This is a genomic window from Kitasatospora sp. NPDC096204 (assembly GCF_044763205.1).
Lineage (GTDB): Bacteria > Actinomycetota > Actinomycetes > Streptomycetales > Streptomycetaceae > Kitasatospora.
On sequence record NZ_JBIWFT010000009.1, the window covers coordinates 192,279 to 211,765 of the forward strand.

The 19,487-nt window shown below is 73.4% G+C and carries 18 protein-coding genes and 1 pseudogene; 11 read left to right on the forward strand and 8 right to left on the reverse strand.

What is annotated here, in order from left to right:
• The first annotated feature begins 71 nt into the window (after positions 1-71).
• Positions 72-932, forward strand: a complete 861-nt coding sequence (locus ACIQ87_RS12720; protein WP_402405403.1) for a GNAT family N-acetyltransferase — start codon at positions 72-74, stop codon at positions 930-932.
• Between the two features lie 52 nt (positions 933-984).
• Here the strand turns inward: ACIQ87_RS12720 and ACIQ87_RS12725 are convergent, their stop codons facing one another.
• The 3 genes from ACIQ87_RS12725 to ACIQ87_RS12735 all read right to left on the reverse strand — a co-directional run bounded on the left by ACIQ87_RS12725 (position 985) and on the right by ACIQ87_RS12735 (position 4,108).
• Positions 985-2,352, reverse strand: coding sequence for a pyridoxal phosphate-dependent decarboxylase family protein (locus tag ACIQ87_RS12725; RefSeq protein ID WP_402405405.1), 1,368 nt, complete (start codon positions 2,350-2,352; stop codon positions 985-987).
• Between the two features lie 186 nt (positions 2,353-2,538).
• A complete protein-coding gene (locus ACIQ87_RS12730) occupies positions 2,539-3,003 on the reverse strand; it encodes an Lrp/AsnC family transcriptional regulator (protein WP_049651848.1) in 465 nt (154 codons plus the stop codon).
• Positions 3,004-3,184: 181 nt separating this feature from the next.
• Positions 3,185-4,108, reverse strand: a complete 924-nt coding sequence (locus ACIQ87_RS12735) for an NADP-dependent oxidoreductase (protein WP_402405408.1) — start codon at positions 4,106-4,108, stop codon at positions 3,185-3,187.
• 191 nt (positions 4,109-4,299) lie between these two features.
• Here ACIQ87_RS12735 and nadA point away from each other — a divergent pair, with 191 nt between their 5' ends.
• A complete protein-coding gene (gene nadA, locus ACIQ87_RS12740; protein ID WP_392869438.1) occupies positions 4,300-5,484 on the forward strand; it encodes a quinolinate synthase NadA in 1,185 nt (394 codons plus the stop codon).
• Positions 5,485-5,592: 108 nt separating this feature from the next.
• Here the strand turns inward: nadA and ACIQ87_RS12745 are convergent, their stop codons facing one another.
• Entirely contained in the window at positions 5,593-5,886 is a 294-nt protein-coding gene (locus tag ACIQ87_RS12745) for a hypothetical protein (RefSeq protein WP_402405410.1), read from the reverse strand.
• Between the two features lie 37 nt (positions 5,887-5,923).
• Positions 5,924-6,730 (reverse strand): PspA/IM30 family protein, encoded by an 807-nt coding sequence (locus tag ACIQ87_RS12750; RefSeq protein ID WP_392869442.1) that lies wholly within the window; start codon positions 6,728-6,730, stop codon positions 5,924-5,926.
• 301 nt (positions 6,731-7,031) lie between these two features.
• Here ACIQ87_RS12750 and ACIQ87_RS12755 point away from each other — a divergent pair, with 301 nt between their 5' ends.
• The gene (locus tag ACIQ87_RS12755) at positions 7,032-7,631 is read left to right on the forward strand and encodes a DUF3043 domain-containing protein (protein WP_392869443.1); all 600 of its coding nucleotides are present in this window, start codon (positions 7,032-7,034) and stop codon (positions 7,629-7,631) included.
• A gap of 197 nt (positions 7,632-7,828) precedes the next feature.
• Positions 7,829-8,551, forward strand: a complete 723-nt coding sequence (locus tag ACIQ87_RS12760; RefSeq protein ID WP_402405485.1) for a class I SAM-dependent methyltransferase — start codon at positions 7,829-7,831, stop codon at positions 8,549-8,551.
• Between the two features lie 22 nt (positions 8,552-8,573).
• Here ACIQ87_RS12760 and ACIQ87_RS12765 read toward each other — a convergent pair whose 3' ends face one another.
• Positions 8,574-8,774, reverse strand: coding sequence for a hypothetical protein (locus tag ACIQ87_RS12765; RefSeq protein ID WP_402405412.1), 201 nt, complete (start codon positions 8,772-8,774; stop codon positions 8,574-8,576).
• 37 nt (positions 8,775-8,811) lie between these two features.
• Between ACIQ87_RS12765 and cobU the strand changes: the two are divergent.
• The 7 genes and pseudogenes from cobU to ACIQ87_RS12800 all read left to right on the forward strand — a co-directional run.
• Positions 8,812-9,465: pseudogene (gene cobU, locus ACIQ87_RS12770) on the forward strand (bifunctional adenosylcobinamide kinase/adenosylcobinamide-phosphate guanylyltransferase); the annotation flags it as partial.
• Between the two features lie 28 nt (positions 9,466-9,493).
• Complete coding sequence (locus ACIQ87_RS12775; RefSeq protein ID WP_402405414.1) at positions 9,494-10,618, forward strand: nicotinate-nucleotide--dimethylbenzimidazole phosphoribosyltransferase; 1,125 nt, start codon at positions 9,494-9,496, stop codon at positions 10,616-10,618.
• A gap of 83 nt (positions 10,619-10,701) precedes the next feature.
• On the forward strand, positions 10,702-11,493 hold the full coding sequence (locus ACIQ87_RS12780; RefSeq protein ID WP_402405416.1) for an adenosylcobinamide-GDP ribazoletransferase: 792 nt from the start codon (positions 10,702-10,704) through the stop codon (positions 11,491-11,493).
• Between the two features lie 258 nt (positions 11,494-11,751).
• Positions 11,752-13,254 (forward strand): leucyl aminopeptidase, encoded by a 1,503-nt coding sequence (locus tag ACIQ87_RS12785; protein WP_402405417.1) that lies wholly within the window; start codon positions 11,752-11,754, stop codon positions 13,252-13,254.
• A 463-nt stretch (positions 13,255-13,717) separates the two neighbouring features.
• A complete protein-coding gene (lpdA, locus tag ACIQ87_RS12790; protein ID WP_263455757.1) occupies positions 13,718-15,124 on the forward strand; it encodes a dihydrolipoyl dehydrogenase in 1,407 nt (468 codons plus the stop codon).
• A gap of 80 nt (positions 15,125-15,204) precedes the next feature.
• Positions 15,205-16,986, forward strand: coding sequence for a 2-oxoglutarate dehydrogenase, E2 component, dihydrolipoamide succinyltransferase (sucB, locus tag ACIQ87_RS12795; protein ID WP_402405418.1), 1,782 nt, complete (start codon positions 15,205-15,207; stop codon positions 16,984-16,986).
• A gap of 159 nt (positions 16,987-17,145) precedes the next feature.
• The gene (locus ACIQ87_RS12800; protein WP_402405420.1) at positions 17,146-17,661 is read left to right on the forward strand and encodes a DUF4240 domain-containing protein; all 516 of its coding nucleotides are present in this window, start codon (positions 17,146-17,148) and stop codon (positions 17,659-17,661) included.
• Positions 17,662-17,671: 10 nt separating this feature from the next.
• Here ACIQ87_RS12800 and ACIQ87_RS12805 read toward each other — a convergent pair whose 3' ends face one another.
• Entirely contained in the window at positions 17,672-18,778 is a 1,107-nt protein-coding gene (locus tag ACIQ87_RS12805; protein WP_402405421.1) for a DUF2510 domain-containing protein, read from the reverse strand.
• Between the two features lie 185 nt (positions 18,779-18,963).
• Positions 18,964-19,470 (reverse strand): GNAT family N-acetyltransferase, encoded by a 507-nt coding sequence (locus tag ACIQ87_RS12810; protein WP_402405423.1) that lies wholly within the window; start codon positions 19,468-19,470, stop codon positions 18,964-18,966.
• Between the last annotated feature and the right edge of the window lie 17 nt (positions 19,471-19,487).

Sequence of the window (19,487 nt, forward strand, 5' to 3'; positions counted from 1 at the left end):
GAGCGGTCCCGAGGTCGTGGATCCGGGTGAACCGACCCCGCGGCGGGCCGCCGGACGCCAGGATGGTCCTCATGATCATTCGCCCGGTCAGGGACACCGCCGCGGACGCGGAGGTCGTCCGGGAGCTCGCCGACGCCGCGTTCGCCGACACCTCCCCGGCCGGAGCGGAGCCGGGGCCGACGCCCCTGCGGCTGGCCCGGACCAGACACCTGGCGCGCACCGATCCCGGGGGCTGCTGGCTGGCCGAGAGCGGCGGCGAGCCGGTCGGCGCGGTGCTGTCGATCCGTCGGGAGGGCCTGTGGGCGCCCTCGCTGTTCGCCGTCCGGCCGTCCGCCCAGGGCAAGGGCGTCGGGCGGCTGCTGCTGGAACGGGCCGCGGCGCACTCCCGGGGCTGCCTGCGCGGGATGGTCTGCGCCGCGGACTCCCCGGCCGCGGCCCGCCGCTACCGGCTGGCCGGGTTCACCCTGCATCCGGCGATGCGGCTGGCCGGACGGGTGGACCGGGACGGGCTGCTCGACCCCGGGGACATCCCGGTGCACCGCGGCAACGCGACCCACCTGCACCTGCTGGACTCGGTGGACCGGCGGCTGCGCGGCTCCGCGCACGGGCCGGACCACGAGCTGATGCTGGGCCACTTCGAGGAGCTGCTGATCGCCGACGCGCTGGCCGGCAGCGGCTACTGCTACCGGGACGGCGGCGTGGTGCGGCTGCTCGCGGCCACCAGCAAGCGGATCGCCGCCCGGCTGCTGCGCGAGGCGCTGGCCCGGGTGCCGGACGGCGTCGAGGCGCGGGTGGAGCACCTGACCGCGGAGCAGGAGTGGGCGCTGGACGTCGGGCTGGAGGTGGGGCTGACGCCGCGGGCCGGCGGCTTCGTCGGGGTGCGCGGGATGCGGCCGCCGACGCCGTACCTGCCGAGCGGGGCGTTCCTGTAGGCACGCGTACGGCCCCGCCGGCATGCCGGCGGGGCCGTGGACGTCAGGGGACTCAGACCATGGTGTCCAGGATCTCCCGGACCATCTCCATGGTGGTGCCGGGGTGCAGGAAGGCGAAGCGGGCGACCGTCTCGCCGTCCCAGCCGGTGGGGGTGACGAAGCCGATCTGGTCCGCGAGCAGCTGCTGCGACCAGCGGTAGTAGTCGTCGTTGGTCCAGCCCACGCGCTTGAAGCAGACCGCCGAGAGCTGCGGGTCGAACAGCAGCTCCAGGTGCTCGGTCTCGCGGATCAGCTGGGCGGTCTCCCGGGCCAGGGTGAGGCCGGCCTCGATGGCGTCGGTGTAGGCCTGGACGCCGTGCACCGCCAGCGAGAACCAGAGCGGCAGGCCGCGGGCGCGCCGGGTCAGGTGGTAGGCGTAGTCGGTGGGGTTCCACTCGTCGCCCTCGGTGTGCAGGACGTCCAGGTAGGAGGCGTCCTGGGTGTGCACGGCGCGGGCGAGCTGCGGGTTGCGGTAGATCAGCGCGGCGCAGTCGAAGGGGGCGAACAGCCACTTGTGCGGGTCGACCACGAAGGAGTCGGCGTGCTCGATGCCGTCGTAGCGCTCGCGCACCGAGGGGGCGAACAGGCCGGCGCCGCCGTAGGCGCCGTCCACGTGGAACCAGAGGTCGCGCTCGCGGGCGACCTCGGCCAGGCCCTTGAGGTCGTCGACGATGCCCTCGTTGGTGGTGCCGGCGGTGCCGACGACGGCGATCACCGTCTCCGGGGCGGGGTCGGCGGCCAGCGCGGCCCGCAGTGCCTCGCCGGTGAACCGCCGGTCGACGGTCGGGACCTTGAAGGCCTCGACGCCGATGATGTTGAAGGTGTTCTTGACCGAGGAGTGCACCTGGTCGGCGACGGCGATCCGCAGCCGCGCCTCCGGCCCGACGCCCAGCCGGCGGCGGGCGGTGTCGCGGGCGACCACCAGGGCGGAGAGGTTGCCGGCCGAGCCGCCGGAGACGAAGGTGCCGCCGGCCGACTGGGGCAGGCCCGCGCGGTCGGCGATCAGGCGCAGCACCTGGTTCTCGGCGGCGATCGCGCCGGCCGCCTCCAGCCAGGAGATGCCCTGCAGGGAGGCGCAGGAGACGACCATGTCGAACAGCAGCGCGGCCTTGGTCGGGGCGCACGGGATGAAGGACAGGTAGCGCGGGCTGTCGGCGGAGATGACCGCCCGGGACAGCTCGTGGTCGTACAGCTTGAGCACGTCGACCGGGTTGTTGCCGTGCTGGTTGAGCACGCCGGCCAGCTGGGCGCGCAGGTGCTCGCCGTCACCGGGGTGGTCGAGCGGGACGGGGTCGTACTGCAGCCGCTCCCGCATGTAGTCGAAAACCAGGTCGACCAGTTCGTTGTCGGGCCGGTGCATGCGGTCGGGTGCTGCGGACACGGCTGTCCCTCTCGGCGTGGGGTGTCGGGGGGCGCCCGGGCGGCGGGACGCTTCACCGCGACGACCGGACGTGATCAGCGTAGGCAGCGCGGGCGCCCCGCCGCGCGTCGGAACGCGGCTGGTCAGGCAGGTTTCGGGCGTCTTCGGGCAGGTCCGCGCAGGATTCCTGCGTACGGCCCGCGGGCGCTACCCGATGAGCTGGGAGAGGACCACCGAGGAGCGGCTGCGCTGCACGCCGGGCTCGCGCCGGATGCGCTCGATGACGGCTTCCAGGTGGCGCATGTCGGCGGCCCGCAGGTGGACCAGGGCGTCCGGGTCGCCGGTGACCGTCCAGGCGGCGACCACCTCGGGGAACTGCCGCAGGCTGGCGAGGATCTCCTCGGGGGCGGTGCGCTCGCGGCAGTAGACCTCGACGAAGGCCTCGGTCTGCCAGCCCAGCACGGACGGGTCGAGCACCACGGTGAAGCCCCGCACCACGCCGCGCGCCCGCAGCCGGTCGATCCGCCGGCGCACGGCGGTGGCGGAGAGGTTCACCTGCAGGCCGATCTCGGCGTACGAGGCGCGGCCGTCGCTGCCGAGCCGGGCGAGCAGGAGCCGGTCGGTCTCGTCCAGGTCGGCCCCGACCACCTCGTGCGCTCGGCTGCTGGTCATGGGTACGGGGCTCCACGGGTCGTACGGGGGGCGGCGGGGTCGCTCCGGGCGGCGGACTGCCACTGCCGAAACGGTTCGTCACCATTCTGGCGGATGACCTGGACGAGTTCACCGCCGCCGGGCGACGGGCGGGAGGCCGTCACGGGACGACGGGAGGCCGTCGCGGGACGACGGGAGGCCGTCACGGGACGAGCAGCACGATCTTCCCCCGGGTGCGGCCCTCGGCGCTGAGCGCCTGGGCGGAGGCGGCCTGGGCCAGCGGGAAGGTGGAGGCGACGGTGACGGTCAGCCGCCCGTCGTCGGCGAGCGCGGCCAGCTCGGCGAGGCCGCCGGCGTCCGGGCGCACCCAGACGTACCGGCCGCCGATCGCCCTGACCCCGAAGTCGGCGACCGAGGCGATCCGGCCCGGGTCCGCCACCAGCTCGGCCGAGAGCCGGACCGCGCCGTGGCCCACCAGGTCGAGCGCCGCGTCCACCCCGTCGGGGGCGAGGGCGCGGACCCGGTCGGCCAGGCCCTCGCCGTAGCGCACCGGATCGGCGCCGAGGCCGCGCAGGAAGTCGTGGTTGCGCTCGGCCGCGGTGCCGATCACCCGGGCGCCGACGGCCCTGGCCAGCTGCACCGCCAGATGGCCGACCCCGCCGGCGGCGGCGTGCACCAGGACGGTCTCCCCCTCGGCCAGGCGCAGCGCCCGCAGGCTCTGGAGGGCGGTGAGCCCGGCCAGCGGCAGGCCGCCGGACTGCGCCCAGTCCAGCGCGGCCGGCTTGCGGGCCAGGGTGCGGACGGGGGCGGAGACCAGCTCGGCGTAGGTGCCGTGTTCGACGGCGTCCTTGCGGACGTAGCCGAACACCTCGTCGCCCGGGGCGAACTCGGTGACCCCGCCGCCGACCGCGCGGACCACGCCGGCCACGTCCCAGCCCATGACCAGCGGGAAGTGCGCGTCGAGGATGCCGTCCAGGGCGCCGTCCCTGACCTTCCAGTCCACCGGGTTCACCCCGGCCGCCCGGACCTCGACCAGCACGGAGTCGGGGCCGACCTTGGGGTCGGGCAGGTCGGTGTACTCGACCACCTCGGGACCGCCGTAGCGGTTGATCGCGATTGCTTTCATGGGCTCAGCCATACCCGCGGGCTTGGAAATATCGATTCGGCCCCCGACGGAAGCATCCGTTTCGACGAGCGGTTCTCGTCACATCGACAGGATGGCCATCGTCACTCTGACGCTAAGAGGTTAGAATAGATTGCGTCAGTTAGACGAAAAGGCCCCACCGCTAGCTCGGCCGCACAGAAGGGCACCCGCCCGTGACCACCACCATCACCGAGACCCACGGCGTCGACCCCACTCCGACCCCGCTCGCTCTGCTGCTGCTCGGCCGCGAGGCCGACCCGAACAGCGAGCGCGGCGTCGAATGCCCCGGTGACCTCCCCCCGGCCTCCGACCCGAACCTCGTCGAGCGCGCCCGCGCGGCCAAGGCCGCGCTCGGCGACCGCGTGTTCATCCTCGGCCACCACTACCAGCGCGACGAGGTGATCGAGTTCGCCGACGTCACCGGCGACTCCTTCAAGCTCGCCCGCGACGCGGCGGCCCGCCCCGAGGCCGAGTACATCGTCTTCTGCGGCGTGCACTTCATGGCCGAGTCCGCGGACATCCTCACCAGCGACCGGCAGCAGGTCGTCCTGCCGGACCTCGCGGCCGGCTGCTCGATGGCCGACATGGCCACCGCCGAGCAGGTCGCCGAGTGCTGGGACGTGCTGACCGACGCCGGCATAGCCGACGTGACCGTCCCGGTCTCGTACATGAACTCCTCCGCCGACATCAAGGCCTTCACCGGCCGGCACGGCGGCCTCATCTGCACCTCCTCCAACGCCAAGCGCGCCCTGGAGTGGGCCTTCGAGCAGGGCCAGAAGGTGCTGTTCCTGCCCGACCAGCACCTCGGCCGCAACACCGCGGTGCGGGACATGGGCTTCTCGCTGGACGACTGCGTGGTCTACAACCCGCACCGGCCGAACGGCGGCCTGACCGCCGAGCAGCTGCGGAACGCGAAGATGATCCTCTGGCGCGGCCACTGCTCGGTGCACGGCCGGTTCAGCCTGGACTCGGTGAACGACGTGCGCGAGCGGATCCCCGGCGTGACCGTCCTGGTGCACCCCGAGTGCAAGCACGAGGTCGTCGCGGCCGCCGACATGGTGGGCTCGACCGAGTACATCATCAAGGCGCTGGACGCCGCCGAGCCCGGCTCCAAGTGGGCCATCGGCACCGAGCTGAACCTGGTCCGCCGCCTGGCCAAGGCGCACCCGGACAAGGAGATCGTCTTCCTGGACCGCGCGGTCTGCTTCTGCTCGACCATGAACCGGATCGACCTGCCGCACCTGGTCTGGGCGCTGGAGTCGCTGGTCGAGGGCCGGGTGCCGAACGTGATCACCGTCGACCCGGAGACCGAGAAGTACGCCAAGGCGGCGCTGGACCGGATGCTGGCCCTGCCGTAGTCCGCGGCCCCGGGCCACGGGCCCGGGAACCCGCGGCCGTACGCACGAAGGGCGGGCCCCCTCCCACCGGAGGGGGCCCGCCCTTTCGTCTGGCAGCAGCCGCAGGCGCTACTCGGGGAAGCCCGGGATCACGCCCTCGCCGTCGGCCATGAGCAGTTCGCGGACCTCGTCGATCGTCGCGTCGGCACTCGGCAGGATCAGCTCGGACGGCTCCAGCGAATCCAGCGGCACCGGGGTGCCGAACTGCTTCACCGCGTCGATGAGCTTGCCGTAGGCCTGGCGGAAGAGCGTCTCGTCCCCCGACTCCACTGCGGTGACGAGCTCCGCGTCGAGCTCGTTGAGCAGGTTCAGGTGGTCATCGCCCACCTCGTACTGCCCTTCACCCATGACCCTCATGATCATGCCGTGCGTCTCCCTGGTTCGTGGGGTCGAGCTCGGATCACTTGTTGTAGTTGATGCGCGGGGTGTCCTGCTGCGGCTGCGGCTGGGCGCCCGGCTGCTTGCCCTGCTCGATCGCGGCGGGACCGGCCGAGGACGGGCCGGACAGCTCGGCCTTCATCCGGGCCAGCTCCAGCTCGACGTCGGAACCGCCGGCCACGCGCTCCAGCTCGGCCTCGATGTCGTCCTTGCGGCCGAGACCGCTCGCGTCGTCGAGCGCGCCGGAGGCGAGCAGCTCGTCGATGGCACCGGCGCGGGCCTGCATCTGGGCGGTCTTGTCCTCGGCACGCTGGATCGCCAGGCCGACGTCGCCCATCTCCTCCGAGATGCCGGAGAAGGACTCGGCGATGCGGGTCTGCGCCTGGGCGGCCGTGTACGTCGCCTTGATGGTCTCCTTCTTGGTGCGGAAGGCGTCCACCTTGGCCTGAAGTCGCTGGGAGGCGAGCGTGAGCTTCTCCTCCTCGGCCTGGAGCTGCTGGTACTGCGTCTCCAGGTCGGTGATCTGCGACTGCATGTTGGCCTTGCGGGTCAGGGCCTCGCGGGCGAGGTCCTCGCGTCCGAGCGACAGCGCCTTGCGGCCCTGGTCCTCGTACTTGGCCGACTGCTGCTGGAGCTGGGTCAGCTGGAGCTCGAGCCGCTTGCGCGAGGTCGCGACGTCCGCGACACCGCGCCGTACCTTCTGCAGCAACTCGAGCTGCTTCTGGTACGAGTAGTCGAGCGTCTCACGCGGATCCTCCGCCCGATCCAAGGCCTTGTTCGCCTTGGAGCGGAAGATCAGCCCCATACGCTTCATGATTCCGTCGCTCATGGGCCTCGGGTGCCCCCTTCTCCGGCCTGCGGTCTCTATCTCGTTACCAGACACGACGAGTGTATGTGCAGCGAGCCCGTCGCCGCAGTGCACCTGCCTGCAACAAGACTGCTACAGCGACCGGAGGCGTTTCCTCCTCCCCCGGGTGGATCCGCCCCTCATACCTCCCATCGTCCATCCGACTGATCCCCTACGGGAAGGCCCCCGGAAACCCGGCCCGCACGCCGCCCCTGCGGTATCGATATGCGTTTGGGTCCGAGGGCACCCGTGGAAGCCGCCCGGCACCCCGTACGCTGGTGGTGTGTTCCGACGCCGTTCAGATGATGCCGCCGCCTCCGCCACCGTGCTGGAGAAGCAGGACGAGACGACCCAGGCCCGCGACCCGCAGGCCAAGAAGGGCCGCCCCACCCCCAAGCGCAGTGAGGCCGAGGCCAACCGGCGTACCCGGGTGACCGTGCCCAAGGACCGCAAGGAGGCCGCCCGACAGGGGCGCGAGCGGATGCGCTCCGAGCGCGAGAAGCAGCGCCAGGCCCTGATGAACGGCGACGAGCGCCACCTGCCGGCCCGTGACAAGGGCCCGGTGCGCAAGTTCGCGCGCGACTACGTGGACTCCCGCTGGTCGCTCGCCGAGTTCTTCCTGCCGGCCGCCGTGGTCATCCTGGTGCTCAGCATCGTCAAGGTGCCGACCCTCCAGCTGCTCTCCACGCTGCTGTTCCTGCTGTTCTTCGTGTTCGTCGTGCTGGACTTCGTCCGCCTCGGCCTCGGCCTGCGCAAGCAGCTGGCCGAGCGCTTCGCCGGGCAGAACACCCGCGGCGCCGTCGCGTACGGCATCATGCGCACCCTCCAGATGCGCCGGCTGCGTCTGCCCAAGCCGCAGGTGCGGCGCGGGGAGAAGCCCTGACCGCCGAACCGGTCGACTCCGGCTGGGCCCCGCCCTCCTGGGAGGGGCCCGGCCTCTACGCGGTTCCCGGGCAGGGGGGCACGCTTCCGGGGCAGGGCGAGGGCGGCCACGACCGGATCGCGCAGGAGCGCCGGCTGCCCTCGCGCAGCGGTTCCTTCGCGGGCGGCACCACCGCCTGGCCGACCCGGCCCGGCGGACTGCGCAACTTCGTCCGCCAGGAGCTCGTCGCCCGCCAGCTCGCTGAACAGCTGTCCGGCCGCAGCGCGCAGCGCGTCCTCGACATCGGCTGCGGCCAGGGCACCCAGGCGCTGCGGCTGGCCCGGGCCGGCCACTACGTCACCGGGATCGACTCCGACCCGGTCGCGCTCGGCGTCGCCCAGGCGGCGCTCGCCGAGGAACCGCCGGAGGTCCGCGGCCGGATGCAGCTGCTCAGCGGCGACGGCCACCAGTGCGGACGCTGGTTCGGCCCGCGCAGCTTCGACGTGGTGCTCTGCCACGGCGTGCTGATGTACCTGCCCGACCCGGACCCGATGATCGCCTCGCTGGCCCGGCTGCTGGCGCCCGGCGGACTGCTCTCGCTGCTCGTCCGCAACCGCGACTCGCTCGCCCTTCGGCCGGCCGCCGCCGGGGACTGGCGGGCCGCCCTGCACGCCTTCGAGAGCGACCGGTACTACAACCGGGTCGGACTGGCCGCACGGGCCGACCGGCTCTCCGACCTCACCGTCACCCTCTCCGAGGTGTCGGTGCCGCTGCGGCACTGGTACGGCGTGCGGGTCTTCACCGACAACGCCGCGGACGACGCGGCCCCGCCGGTGGACGGGCGGCAGCTGGCCCAGCTCCTGGAAGCCGAGGACCGGGCCGGCCGCACCGACCCGTACCGGCAGGTCGCCGCGCTCCTGCACGTGATCGGGGCGAAGTAGCCCCGCGCGGCCGGCCCCGGGCTCAGCCCTCGTGCAGGCTCATCGCGTAGACCTTGGTGCCGTCCTCCAGCAGGACCGCGGTGTCCACGCCCTCCTCGGCGAGCTGCTTCCAGGTCTCCCCGATCCAGGTCTCGGCGTCCCCCTGGCCGGCGAACTCCTCCTGGCCGCCGCCGGGCGTCACCGCGCTGCCGTCCGCCTTCTCGTACCGCCACGTCCAGACCATGCCCGGCTCCTCCCACTGACGCTGCCTGTGTGCTGCGCACCATAGCCTGCCCGACCCGACCCGCCGTATACCTCTCGGGCAGGATGGCGGCATGGCGACCCCACCCGAGCCCACCCGTCCCCCGCTGCCCCGCACGCTGCTGCTCGGCGGCGCCCGCTCCGGCAAGTCCACCCGCGCCGAACAGTTGCTGGCCGACCACCCGGACGTCCTGTACGTGGCCACCGGCGGCACCCGGGACGGCGACGCCGAGTGGGCCCAGCGGGTCGCGCTGCACCGGGAGCGCCGGCCGGGGAGCTGGCGCACCGCCGAGACCTGCGACCTGGAGGCCGTGCTCGCCGACCCGGCCGACCCGGCACCGGTGCTGATCGACTGCCTCGCCCTGTGGCTGACCGCCGTGATGGACGAGTGCGGCGCCTGGGACGACGCGGTCTGGGCGGACGGCGGCGAGGCCGCCGTCCGGCGCCGCTGCGACGCGCTGGCCGGCGCCTGGTCCGCCACCGGACGGACGGCCGTCGCGGTGAGCAACGAGGTCGGCATGGGAGTCGTCCCGGCCACCCCTGTGGGCCGCCGCTTCCGCGACACCCTGGGCCGGCTCAACATGGCCGTGGCGGACGCCTCGGAGCGCGTCCTGCTGGTGGTGGCCGGACAGGCGCTCACCATCAAGCCGGACGTCAAGGCAGCCTCAAACTGAACACCTTCGGCGTGTAGCCTTCCGGACGATGGACACGACCGTGGATCTCGATACGTTCTCCTCGCTCGTCGAGCGCCCCGACGAGAGCGCCCGGCGGGCCGCCGAGGAACGCTGGCAGGCGGCCGACCGGCCGCGCGGCGGGCTCGGCCGGCTGGAGGAGCTGGGCAGCTGGCTGGCCTCCGTACAGGGGCGCTCGCCGGTGCTGCCGGTCTCCGCCCCCAAGGTGCTGCTGTTCGCCGCCGACCACGGCGTGGCGGCGCTCGGGGTCTCCCGGATGCCCGCCAAGGGCGGCACCGCGGCCCGGGTGCGGGCCGTGCTCGACGGCAGCGCGCCGGTGTCCCGGCTGGCCGCGCGCTACGGCGCCCAGGTGCGGGTCGTCGACGTCGCGGTGGACGCCGACCCGCACGACTTCCCGGACGAGGTGGTCGCCCACCGGATCCGGCGCGGCTCAGGGCGGATCGACGTCGAGGACGCGCTCACCGCGCAGGAGACCGTCCGGGCCTTCCGGGCCGGCATGGCCGTCGCCGACGAGGAGGCCGACGCCGGCACCGACCTGGTGCTGCTCGGCGACCTCGGGGTCGGCGCCACCACGGTGGCAGGCGTGCTGGTCGGCGCGCTCTGCGGGACGGACGCGGCGGCGGTGACCGGGCGCGGCTCCGGCATCGACGACCGCGTGTGGATGGTCAAGTGCGCCGCCATCCGGGACTCGCTGCGGCGGGCCCGGCCGGTGCTCGGCGACCAGCTGGCGCTGCTCGGCGCCACCGGCGGGGCCGACTTCGCGGCGATCACCGGCTTCCTGCTCCAGGCGGCCGTCCGGCGGCTGCCGGTGGTGCTGGACGGCGTGGTCTCGGCGGCCTGCGCGCTGGTCGCGCAGCGGATCGCCTTCCGGGCCCCGGAGTGGTGGCGGGCCGGGCAGTCCAGCGGCGAGCCGGCCCAGGCGAAGGCGTACGACCGGCTGACCCTGACGCCACTGCAGGACCAGGGCATCACCATGGGCGAGGGCCTCGGCGCGCTGCTGGCGCTGCCGCTGCTCCAGGCCGCGGGCGACGTGCTCGCCGACGAGACGCCGAAGCCGTTCGTACCGGCCGCGCCGAGCGCGCCGAGGGAGCAGCCCAAGCTGCCCTCGGCGGCGGACCTGCTGCGGAAGCTGTAGCGGCACCGCTCGGCTGACTGCCCGACACCCCACAAGAACGCCCCTGGTCAGGGGCGTTCTTGTTTGTGAGAGGAACGCGATTCATGGCGAACGGCGGCGATCGGGCCGGCTGGGCCGACGGCCTGCGGTTCGGCTTCGGGACGCTGTCCGTCCTGCGGGTGCGGGTGGAGCGGTGGGACCGGGCCGCGGCGGCCCGGGCGATGCTGACGGCCCCGCTGGTCGGACTGGTGCTGGGGGCCCTGGCGGCCGCGGCCGGGGCGCTGGTGGCCTGGCGGGCGGGCGGGCTGCTCGGCGCGGTGACCGCGGTGGGGGTGCTCGCCGGGCTGACCCGCGGGCTGCACCTCGACGGTCTGGCGGACGTCGCCGACGGGCTGGGCAGCGGGAAGCCGGCCGAGGACGCGCTGCGCATCATGAAGCAGTCCGACATCGGTCCGTTCGGCGTACTGACCCTGGTCCTCGTGCTGCTCGCCCAGGTGGCCGCGCTGGCCGGGCAGTTCGACCACTCCCCGCTGCGCGGCGCGCTCGCGGTGCTCGCCTCGGCGACGGCCGCCCGGTGCGCGCTCTCCTGGGGCTGCCTGCGGTCGGTGCCGGCCGCCCGGCCCGGCGGGCTGGGGGCGATGGTGGCGGGCACCGTGCCGCCCGCCGGGGCCGCCGCCGGGACGGCCGCCGCGGCGCTCGCCCTGGCCGCCGCGGGACTGTTCGACGGATGGTCAACTCTCTTTCTCCCACTGGCCGTTGTACTCGGCACCGGCTGTGCCCGGCTGCTGCTCGGCCGGTGTGTGCGGCGGTTCGGCGGGATCACCGGCGACGTGCTCGGCGCGATGGCCGAAACCGCCGCGACCGCCTCGCTGTTCGCCCTGGCTTTGCTCGGCTGATACCGGGCGGCGCGTGATCCCAGCATGCGGACTACCATGCGTGGAGCACCGCAGCCCTGCACCGTGGCAGGTCCTGCCCGCCCGGCGCGCACCGAGGAGCCGGGGCCTCTGGTGCGCGCGGCCGCGCGGACGGCCGCGCGCACCAGGGGGCCCGGACCCGCGGAGGCCCGCCGGCGGACGGCCTGCGACGGCGGGCTGCGCCGGTGCGGCAGCCTCGCCGTGGCCGGCCGTGGACCGCGAAAGAACAGGACGCATTACGTGACTGCATTGTCTGTGAGCACCTCCTCCGCCGCCTCGCTGCGCGCGGACGCCCTGGTGATCGGTGTCGCGAAGGGCCCCAAGGGCATCGTGCTGGCCCCCGGCGCCGAGGCCGTCAACGAGGCGTTCGAGGGCAAGCTGACCGAGGTCCTCAGCACCCTGGGCGCGACCGGCGCCGAGGGCGAGGCCGTCAAGGTCCCCTCCCCCGCCGGCCTGAAGGCCGCGCTCGTGCTCGCGGTCGGCCTGGGCGAGGCCGCCGAGGGCGCCTACGAGCTGGAGACGCTGCGCCGCGCCGCCGGTGTCGCCGCCCGCACCCTGGCCGGTGCCAAGAAGGCCGCGCTGGCCCTGCCGGCCGAGTCCGCCGAGGAGATCGAGGCGGTCGCGCTGGGCGGCCTGCTCGGCTCGTACGCCTTCGGCACGTACAAGGGCGACGGCAACGGCAAGGAGCCGGTCGGCGAGCTGGTCCTGCTGACCGCCCGCAAGGGCAGCAAGGACGCCAAGGCCGCCGTGGAGCGCGCCGCCGCGATCGGCGAGGAGATGAACCGGGCCCGCGACCTGGTCAACACCGCGCCGAACGACCTGAACCCGAAGAGCTTCGCCGCGATCGCCCAGGCCGCCGGCAAGGAGCACGGCCTCAAGGTCGAGGTGCTGGACGAGAAGGCGCTGACCAAGGGCGGCTTCGGCGGCCTGCTGGGCGTCGGCGGCGGCTCGGAGAACCCGCCCCGCCTGGTGAAGCTGGCCTACACCCACCCGAAGGCCAAGGCCACCCTCGCCTTCGTCGGCAAGGGCATCACCTACGACTCGGGCGGCATCTCGCTGAAGCCGGCCGGCCACAACGAGACCATGAAGTGCGACATGGCCGGCGCCGCCGCCGTGTTCGCCGCCGTGGTGGCCGCCAAGCGCCTGGGCCTGGTCGTCAACGTGACCGCCTGGCTGGCGCTGGCCGAGAACATGCCGTCCGGCTCCGCCACCCGCCCGGGCGACGTGCTGAAGATGTACGGCGGCAAGACCGTCGAGGTCCTGAACACGGACGCCGAGGGCCGCCTGGTGCTGGCCGACGCGATCGTGCGGGCCGGCGAGGAGAACCCGGACGTCATCGTCGACGTGGCCACCCTGACCGGTGCCATGGTGCTGGCCCTGGGCAACCGCACCTTCGGCGTGATGGCCAACGACGACGAGCTGCGCGAGGAGCTGCACGTCCTGGCCGGCGAGGCGGGCGAGCAGTCCTGGCCGATGCCGCTGCCGGCCGACCTGCGCAAGGGCTTCACCGAGTCGACCATCGCCGACCTGGCCAACATGGGCGAGCGGATGGGCGGCGGCCTGGTGGCCGGCCTGTTCCTGAAGGAGTTCGTGGCCGAGGGCACCGACTGGGCGCACCTGGACATCGCCGGCCCGGCGTTCCACGAGGGCGCGCCGTACGGCTACACCCCGAAGGGCGGCACCGCGAGCGCGGTGCGCACCCTGGTCCGCTTCGCCGAGCAGAAGGCGAACGGCAAGGCCTGATCCGGCGAGGCCGAACCGGCGAAGCCTGGTCCGGGACCCCGATCGAGGGGGCTCCTGGTCGAGGACCCGCTGCGACGGGGCCCGGCGCGTGTGCGCCGGGCCCCGTCGGCTTTCCGGCCGGGCGTTCCGGCCGGGCGTTCCGGCCGGGTTACCTGCGAGTAGGTCGGGGCGACGGGGCGCACCCCTGTTCGCTGCGGGCGAAACTTTGTTCCGCACTGCGGAAGAAGTGGCGGCGGGCGGCGTGGAAGACGCCCGACCGGCGGCTGTCAACACGTCGCTGAGCTGCGATGATGCCCTTCCGTCGGGGGTATTCCCGCCCCGGTGACCGCTCCGCGGGACACCCCTGGCTCGGGCCCGGACATCAGCCACCGTGAACAAGTGCGAAGATGTATTTCCGGCACGACTGGGCGCCCCACAAAGGCTTCCGACCCACCGGACCGCGACCGGCCCGGCGACCTACCCCATGCATGGAGGACGTGACGTGGCGAACGACGCCAGCACCGTTTTCGACGTAGTCATTCTCGGAGGCGGAAGCGGCGGTTACGCCGCGGCGCTCCGCGCCGCTCAGCTGGGCCTGAGCGTTGCCCTGGTCGAGAAGGGTGAGCTGGGCGGCACCTGCCTGCACCGCGGCTGCATCCCGACCAAGGCTCTCCTGCACGCCGCGGAGATCGCGGACGAGACGAAGGAGGCCGCCGAGTTCGGCGTGCTGGCCACCTTCCAGGGCATCGACATCAACGGCGTCCACAAGTACAAGGACGACGTCATCGCCGGCCTGTACAAGGGCCTCCAGGGCCTGGTGGCGTCCCGCAAGGTCACCTTCATCCAGGGCGAGGGCAAGCTCTCCTCGCAGACCTCGGTTGACGTCAACGGCCAGCGCATCGAAGGCCGGCACATCGTCCTGGCCACCGGTTCCGTGCCGCGCTCGATCCCGGGCCTGGAGATCGACGGCAACCGCGTGATCTCCTCGGACCACGCCCTCAAGCTCGACCGCATCCCGAAGTCGGCCGTCATCCTCGGCGGCGGCGTGATCGGCGTCGAGTTCGCCTCGGTCTGGAAGTCCTTCGGCGTCGAGGTCACCATCGTCGAGGCGCTGCCGCACCTCGTCCCGCTGGAGGACGAGAACTCCTCCAAGCTGCTGGAGCGCGCGTTCCGCAAGCGCGGCATCAAGTTCGAGCTGAAGGCGCGCTTCTCGGGCGTCGAGTACACCGAGACCGGTGTCCGCGTCTCCACCGAGAACGGCAAGCAGATCGACGCCGACCTGCTGCTCGTCGCCATCGGCCGCGGCCCGGTCTCGGCCGGTCTCGGCTACGAGGAGAACGGCGTCGCGATGGACCGCGGCTACGTCCTGGTCGACGAGTACATGCGCACCAACGTGCCCACCATCTCCGCCGTCGGTGACCTCGCCCCGACCCTGCAGCTGGCCCACGTCGGCTTCGCCGAGGGCATCCTGGTGGCCGAGCGCCTGGCCGGCCTCAAGCCGATGCCGATCGACTACGACGGCGTCCCGCGCGTGACCTACTCCAACCCCGAGGTCGCCTCCGTCGGCATCTCCGAGGCCAAGGCCGTCGAGCTGTACGGCAAGGAGAAGGTCGTCACCCTCAAGTACAACCTGGCCGGCAACGGCAAGAGCAAGATCCTGAAGACCGCCGGCGAGATCAAGCTCGTCCAGGTCAAGGACGGCGCCGTGGTCGGCGTCCACATGGTCGGCGCCCGCATGGGCGAGCAGGTCGGCGAAGCCCAGCTGATCTACAACTGGGAGGCCCTGCCGGCCGAGGTCGCGCAGCTCATCCACGCGCACCCGACCCAGTCCGAGGCCCTGGGCGAGGCGCACCTGGCGCTGGCCGGCAAGCCGCTGCACGCGCACGACTGATCACGCCCCACCCCCTTTCCCGGTACTTCCCGTACGCAAGTACTTCCCGTACGCAAGACTTGATAGGAGTCGCTGAAACCATGGCGGTCTCAGTAACACTGCCCGCGCTGGGCGAGAGCGTTTCCGAGGGCACCGTCACCCGCTGGCTGAAGGCCGAGGGTGAGCGTGTCGAGGTCGACGAGCCGCTGCTCGAGGTGTCGACCGACAAGGTCGACACCGAGATCCCGGCCCCGGCTTCCGGCATCCTGGCCTCCATCAAGGTCGCCGAGGACGAGACCGTCGAGGTGGGCGCCGAGCTGGCGGTCATCGACGACGGTTCGGGTGCCCCGGTCGCCGCCGCGGCCCCGGTCGCCGAGGCCGCGCCCGCCGCCGCTCCGGCCCCGGTTGCCGCTCCGGCTCCGGTTGCCGCCCCGGCTCCGGCTCCGGCTCCGGTCGCCGCTCCGGCCCCCGCCGCCGCTCCGGCCGCCGACGCCACCCCGGTGCTGCTGCCGGCGCTGGGCGAGTCGGTCACCGAGGGCACCGTCACCCGCTGGCTGAAGGCCGAGGGTGACACCGTCGAGATCGACGAGCCGCTGCTCGAGGTCTCCACCGACAAGGTCGACACCGAGATCCCGTCGCCGGTCGCCGGCACCCTGGTGAAGATCCTGGTCGGCGAGGACGAGACCGCCGAGGTCGGCGCCCAGCTCGCGCTGATCGGTGCCGCCGGTGCCGTCGCCGCCGCTCCGGCTCCGGTCGCCGCCCCGGCTCCGGCTCCGGTTGCCCCGGCCGCTCCGGCCCCGGTTGCCGCTCCGGCTCCGGTTGCCCCGGCCGCTCCGGCCCCGGTCGCTGCCCCGGCTCCGGTTGCCCCGGCCGCTCCGGCCCCGGTTGCCGCTCCGGCTCCGGTCGCCCCGGCTGCTCCGGCCCCGGTTGCCGCCCCGGCCGCTCCGGTGGCCGACAACGGTGACGCCTACGTCACCCCGCTGGTGCGCAAGCTCGCCGCCGAGCACGGCGTCGTGCTGTCCTCCGTCGCCGGCACCGGCGTCGGCGGCCGCATCCGCAAGCAGGACGTCATCGCCGCCGCGGAGGCCGCCAAGGCCGCTCCGGCCCCCGTCGCCGCTGCCGCCCCGGCCGCCGCGCCGAAGGCCGCCGCCGCGCCGTCCGCCCTGCGCGGCCAGACCGTCAAGATGACCCGCATGCGCAAGGTCATCGGCGACAACATGATGAAGGCGCTGCACGAGCAGGCCCAGCTGACCAGCGTGGTCGAGGTGGACGTCACCAAGATCATGTCGCTGCGCGCGAAGGCCAAGGAGGGCTTCCTGGCCCGCGAGGGCGTCAAGCTCTCCCCGATGCCGTTCTTCGTCAAGGCCGCCGCCCAGGCGCTGAAGGTCCACGCGGTCGTCAACGCCCGGATCAACGACGCCGAGGGCACGGTCACCTACTTCGACACCGAGAACATCGGTATCGCGGTGGACTCCGAGAAGGGCCTGATGACCCCGGTCATCAAGGGCGCGGGCGACCTCAACATCGCCGGCATCTCGAAGAAGACCGCCGAGCTGGCCACCAAGGTCCGCGACAGCAAGATCACCCCGGACGAGCTGTCCGGCGCCACCTTCACCATCAGCAACACCGGCTCGCGCGGTGCGCTGTTCGACACCGTGATCGTGCCGCCGAACCAGGTCGCCATCCTGGGCATCGGCGCCACCGTCAAGCGCCCGGTGGTCATCGAGGCCGACGGCGGCACCGCCATCGGCATCCGTGACATGACCTACCTGTCGCTCTCCTACGACCACCGCCTGGTGGACGGCGCCGACGCCGCCCGCTACCTGGTCGCGGTCAAGGAGATCCTCGAGGCCGGCGAGTTCGAGGTCGAGCTCGGCCTCTGACCCCACCAGGTCCCCGCGGAACCCCGCGTACGGAACCCCGCGTCGTCCCCGGACGGCGCGGGGTTCCGCCGTTCCCGGCCCCCCTGACGGACCGACTCCTGAACGCACGCCGAGTCGCGGCATGCGCGGACGCGGCCGAACGGGGATGCTGGAGCGGTGATGGACGAGACGGACTTCTGGCAGATCATCGACGAGACCCGGGACGCCGCCGAGGGCGACCCCGACGAGCAGGCAGACCTACTGGTGGAACGGCTCCTCCAGCTGACCCCGGACGATGTGATCGACTTCGCCCGGCTGTTCCAGGCGCGGTTCCACCGGGCCTACCGCCACGACCTGTGGGGCGCGGCCTACCTGCTGCTCGACGGCGCCTCCGACGACACCTTCGACTACTTCCGGTCCTGGCTGATCGGCCAGGGCCGGGAGGTCTTCGAGGGCGGGCTGGCCGAGCCGGACGACCTGGCGGACCTGCTGCCCGAGTTCGACGAGGAGGAGGACGGCGAGGCCGAGGACCTCGGCTACGCCGCCGACGAGGCGTACGAGCAGCTGACCGGGCTGCCACTGCCCGAGGTGGGCGGGCGGCCGCCCGCCCGGCCGTCCGGGGCGGCGCTGGACTTCGACGACCCGGACGTCATGGCGAAGCGCTTCCCCAAGCTCTGGGAGCGGTACGGGGACTAGGTGTCGGTCCTCAGACGCTGCTGCCGGCGGTGCCGTCCTGCTTGATGCCCCTGAGGATCCGGTCCAGCGCCGCGAACTCCGGCGCCGCCGGGTTGTCGTCCACGCCGCCCTCCATGACCACGTAGCCGCCGCCCTTGGCCGGGAGGGCGGCCACCAGGACGTAGCCCTGGGTGCCGTCCGTGGTGCGGATGTGCCAGCGGGTGGCGTAGCCGAGCACCCCGGCCACGCTGACGTACCCGGAGCCGGCGTCGGTGTGCGAGCTGACCCCGGAGAAGATCTGCCCGGCGTAGACGGGCATCTGGGTGTCGGCGGCCGCCTTCGGCGTGGTGCCCTGGACGGTGTCCTTCTCGACCGAGAACTGGCCGCGGATGCAGGAACTGCCGTCCGGGCAGGTGTAGCGGCCGGTGCCGAGGTAGACCGTCGAGTGCGGCGGGTTCGCGGACACGTCCCAGCCGTCGAAGACCGGCACGGTGATCGCGTGCTGGGGGTCGGGGACGGTGCTCTTGACCGCGGGCAGGGGCTTGGGCGCGACGGGGCTGCCGGTGGGCACGGTCGGGCTGGGGCTCGGCGAGGAGCTGCTGCTCTCGGTCACGGTGACGGTCGGGGCCGGGTCCGCCTTCGGGTCGCCGCCGCCGCTGAGCGCGACCCCGGCGACGATCCCGACCACGGCCAGCACGGCGACCGCGATGCCGATGACCGGGCCGGTCCTTGACCTGGCCTTCGGGGACGGCGGGTAGCCCGGGCCCGGGTAGCCGTAGCCGTAGCCGGGATCCTGGGGCGGGTAGCCGGCCTGGGGCGGGTAGCCGGCCTGGGCCGGGGCCTGGTAGCCGGCCTGGGCCGGGTCCTGGTAGCCGAGCGGGGGCTGGGCCTGGTAGGCCTCCTGGCCCGGGTAGCCGTAGGCCGGTGCCGCCTGGCCGCCCGGGTGGCCGTGGCCGGGCGGCTGCCGGTCGGAGGGCGGCGAGGTCTGGGTGGGGGCGTCGGCGAGCCCGCCCGCGACGCCGCCCCGGAGCGGTCGGACCTCGCTGGTCCAGGCGTTGCCGTCCCACCAGCGCTCGTGACCGGGGGCGCCGTCCGCACCCGGGACCGGGTACCACCCGGGAGGCGTCGAGTTGCTCACGGCCGTACGGTACCCGGCGCGGCGGCGGTCCGGACAGGGCGGAACCGTCACGACTCCGCACCACTCGCGGGCGGTGAACCGCCTTCTGCGGCAAGCCTGTTCGAGTGGTCGGCCGTCTGTCCGGACAGGGTGCCGACGAGTCCCGGGCAGGGCCACGGCGAGGCCCGGGCAGGCCTCCCGGCGGCTCAGTCGGTCAGGCCGCGGGCCATCCAGATGTCGTCCACGTACCGGCCGTCGATCAGGAACTCCTCGGCCAGCGAGCCCTCGACGACGAAGCCGCAGCTCTCGTAGAGGCGGCGGGCTGGGGCGTTCCAGCCGAGCACCCGCAGGGTCATCCTGCGGGCGCCCTCCGCCCGGGCCGCCGCGCAGGCCGCCTCGACCAGCCGGCGGCCGACGCCCCGGCCGCGGACGGTGTCGTCGACGGCGAGGCCCTGGATCTGCCGTACGTGCCGGTTGCTCGCCAGCGGGGTGGGCGGGACCTGGCGGACGTAGCCGACGATCCGGCCGTCCAGCACGGCCAGCAGGTAGTGCTCGGGGGCGTGCCGCTCGTCGAAGATCGGGTCCTCGACGACCGGTTGCGGGGAGACGTCGGACAGGACGGACCAGGCCGCGTGGTTGAGGACGGCGAGCTCGCGCTCGTCCTCGCTCCGCGCCGTACGGATGATCAGATCGTCGTCAGGCATGCGCGCCATGGTAAGCGAGGTGCGTG

What these genes read in the sequence shown, in the direction of transcription:
- ACIQ87_RS12745 (WP_402405410.1), bottom strand. Translation starts at nt 5,886, where the DNA reads ATGATCATGAGGGTCATGGGTGAAGGGCAGTACGAGGTGGGCGATGAC.
- ACIQ87_RS12810 (WP_402405423.1), bottom strand. Translation starts at nt 19,470, where the DNA reads ATGGCGCGCATGCCTGACGACGATCTGATCATCCGTACGGCGCGGAGC.
- ACIQ87_RS12735 (WP_402405408.1), bottom strand. Translation starts at nt 4,108, where the DNA reads ATGAAAGCAATCGCGATCAACCGCTACGGCGGTCCCGAGGTGGTCGAG.
- ACIQ87_RS12730 (WP_049651848.1), bottom strand. Translation starts at nt 3,003, where the DNA reads ATGACCAGCAGCCGAGCGCACGAGGTGGTCGGGGCCGACCTGGACGAG.
- ACIQ87_RS12720 (WP_402405403.1), top strand. Translation starts at nt 72, where the DNA reads ATGATCATTCGCCCGGTCAGGGACACCGCCGCGGACGCGGAGGTCGTC.
- ACIQ87_RS12765 (WP_402405412.1), bottom strand. Translation starts at nt 8,774, where the DNA reads ATGGTCTGGACGTGGCGGTACGAGAAGGCGGACGGCAGCGCGGTGACG.
- lpdA (WP_263455757.1), top strand. Translation starts at nt 13,718, where the DNA reads ATGCATGGAGGACGTGACGTGGCGAACGACGCCAGCACCGTTTTCGAC.
- ACIQ87_RS12800 (WP_402405420.1), top strand. Translation starts at nt 17,146, where the DNA reads ATGGACGAGACGGACTTCTGGCAGATCATCGACGAGACCCGGGACGCC.
- ACIQ87_RS12775 (WP_402405414.1), top strand. Translation starts at nt 9,494, where the DNA reads ATGGACACGACCGTGGATCTCGATACGTTCTCCTCGCTCGTCGAGCGC.
- sucB (WP_402405418.1), top strand. Translation starts at nt 15,205, where the DNA reads ATGGCGGTCTCAGTAACACTGCCCGCGCTGGGCGAGAGCGTTTCCGAG.
- ACIQ87_RS12750 (WP_392869442.1), bottom strand. Translation starts at nt 6,730, where the DNA reads ATGAGCGACGGAATCATGAAGCGTATGGGGCTGATCTTCCGCTCCAAG.
- ACIQ87_RS12780 (WP_402405416.1), top strand. Translation starts at nt 10,702, where the DNA reads ATGGCGAACGGCGGCGATCGGGCCGGCTGGGCCGACGGCCTGCGGTTC.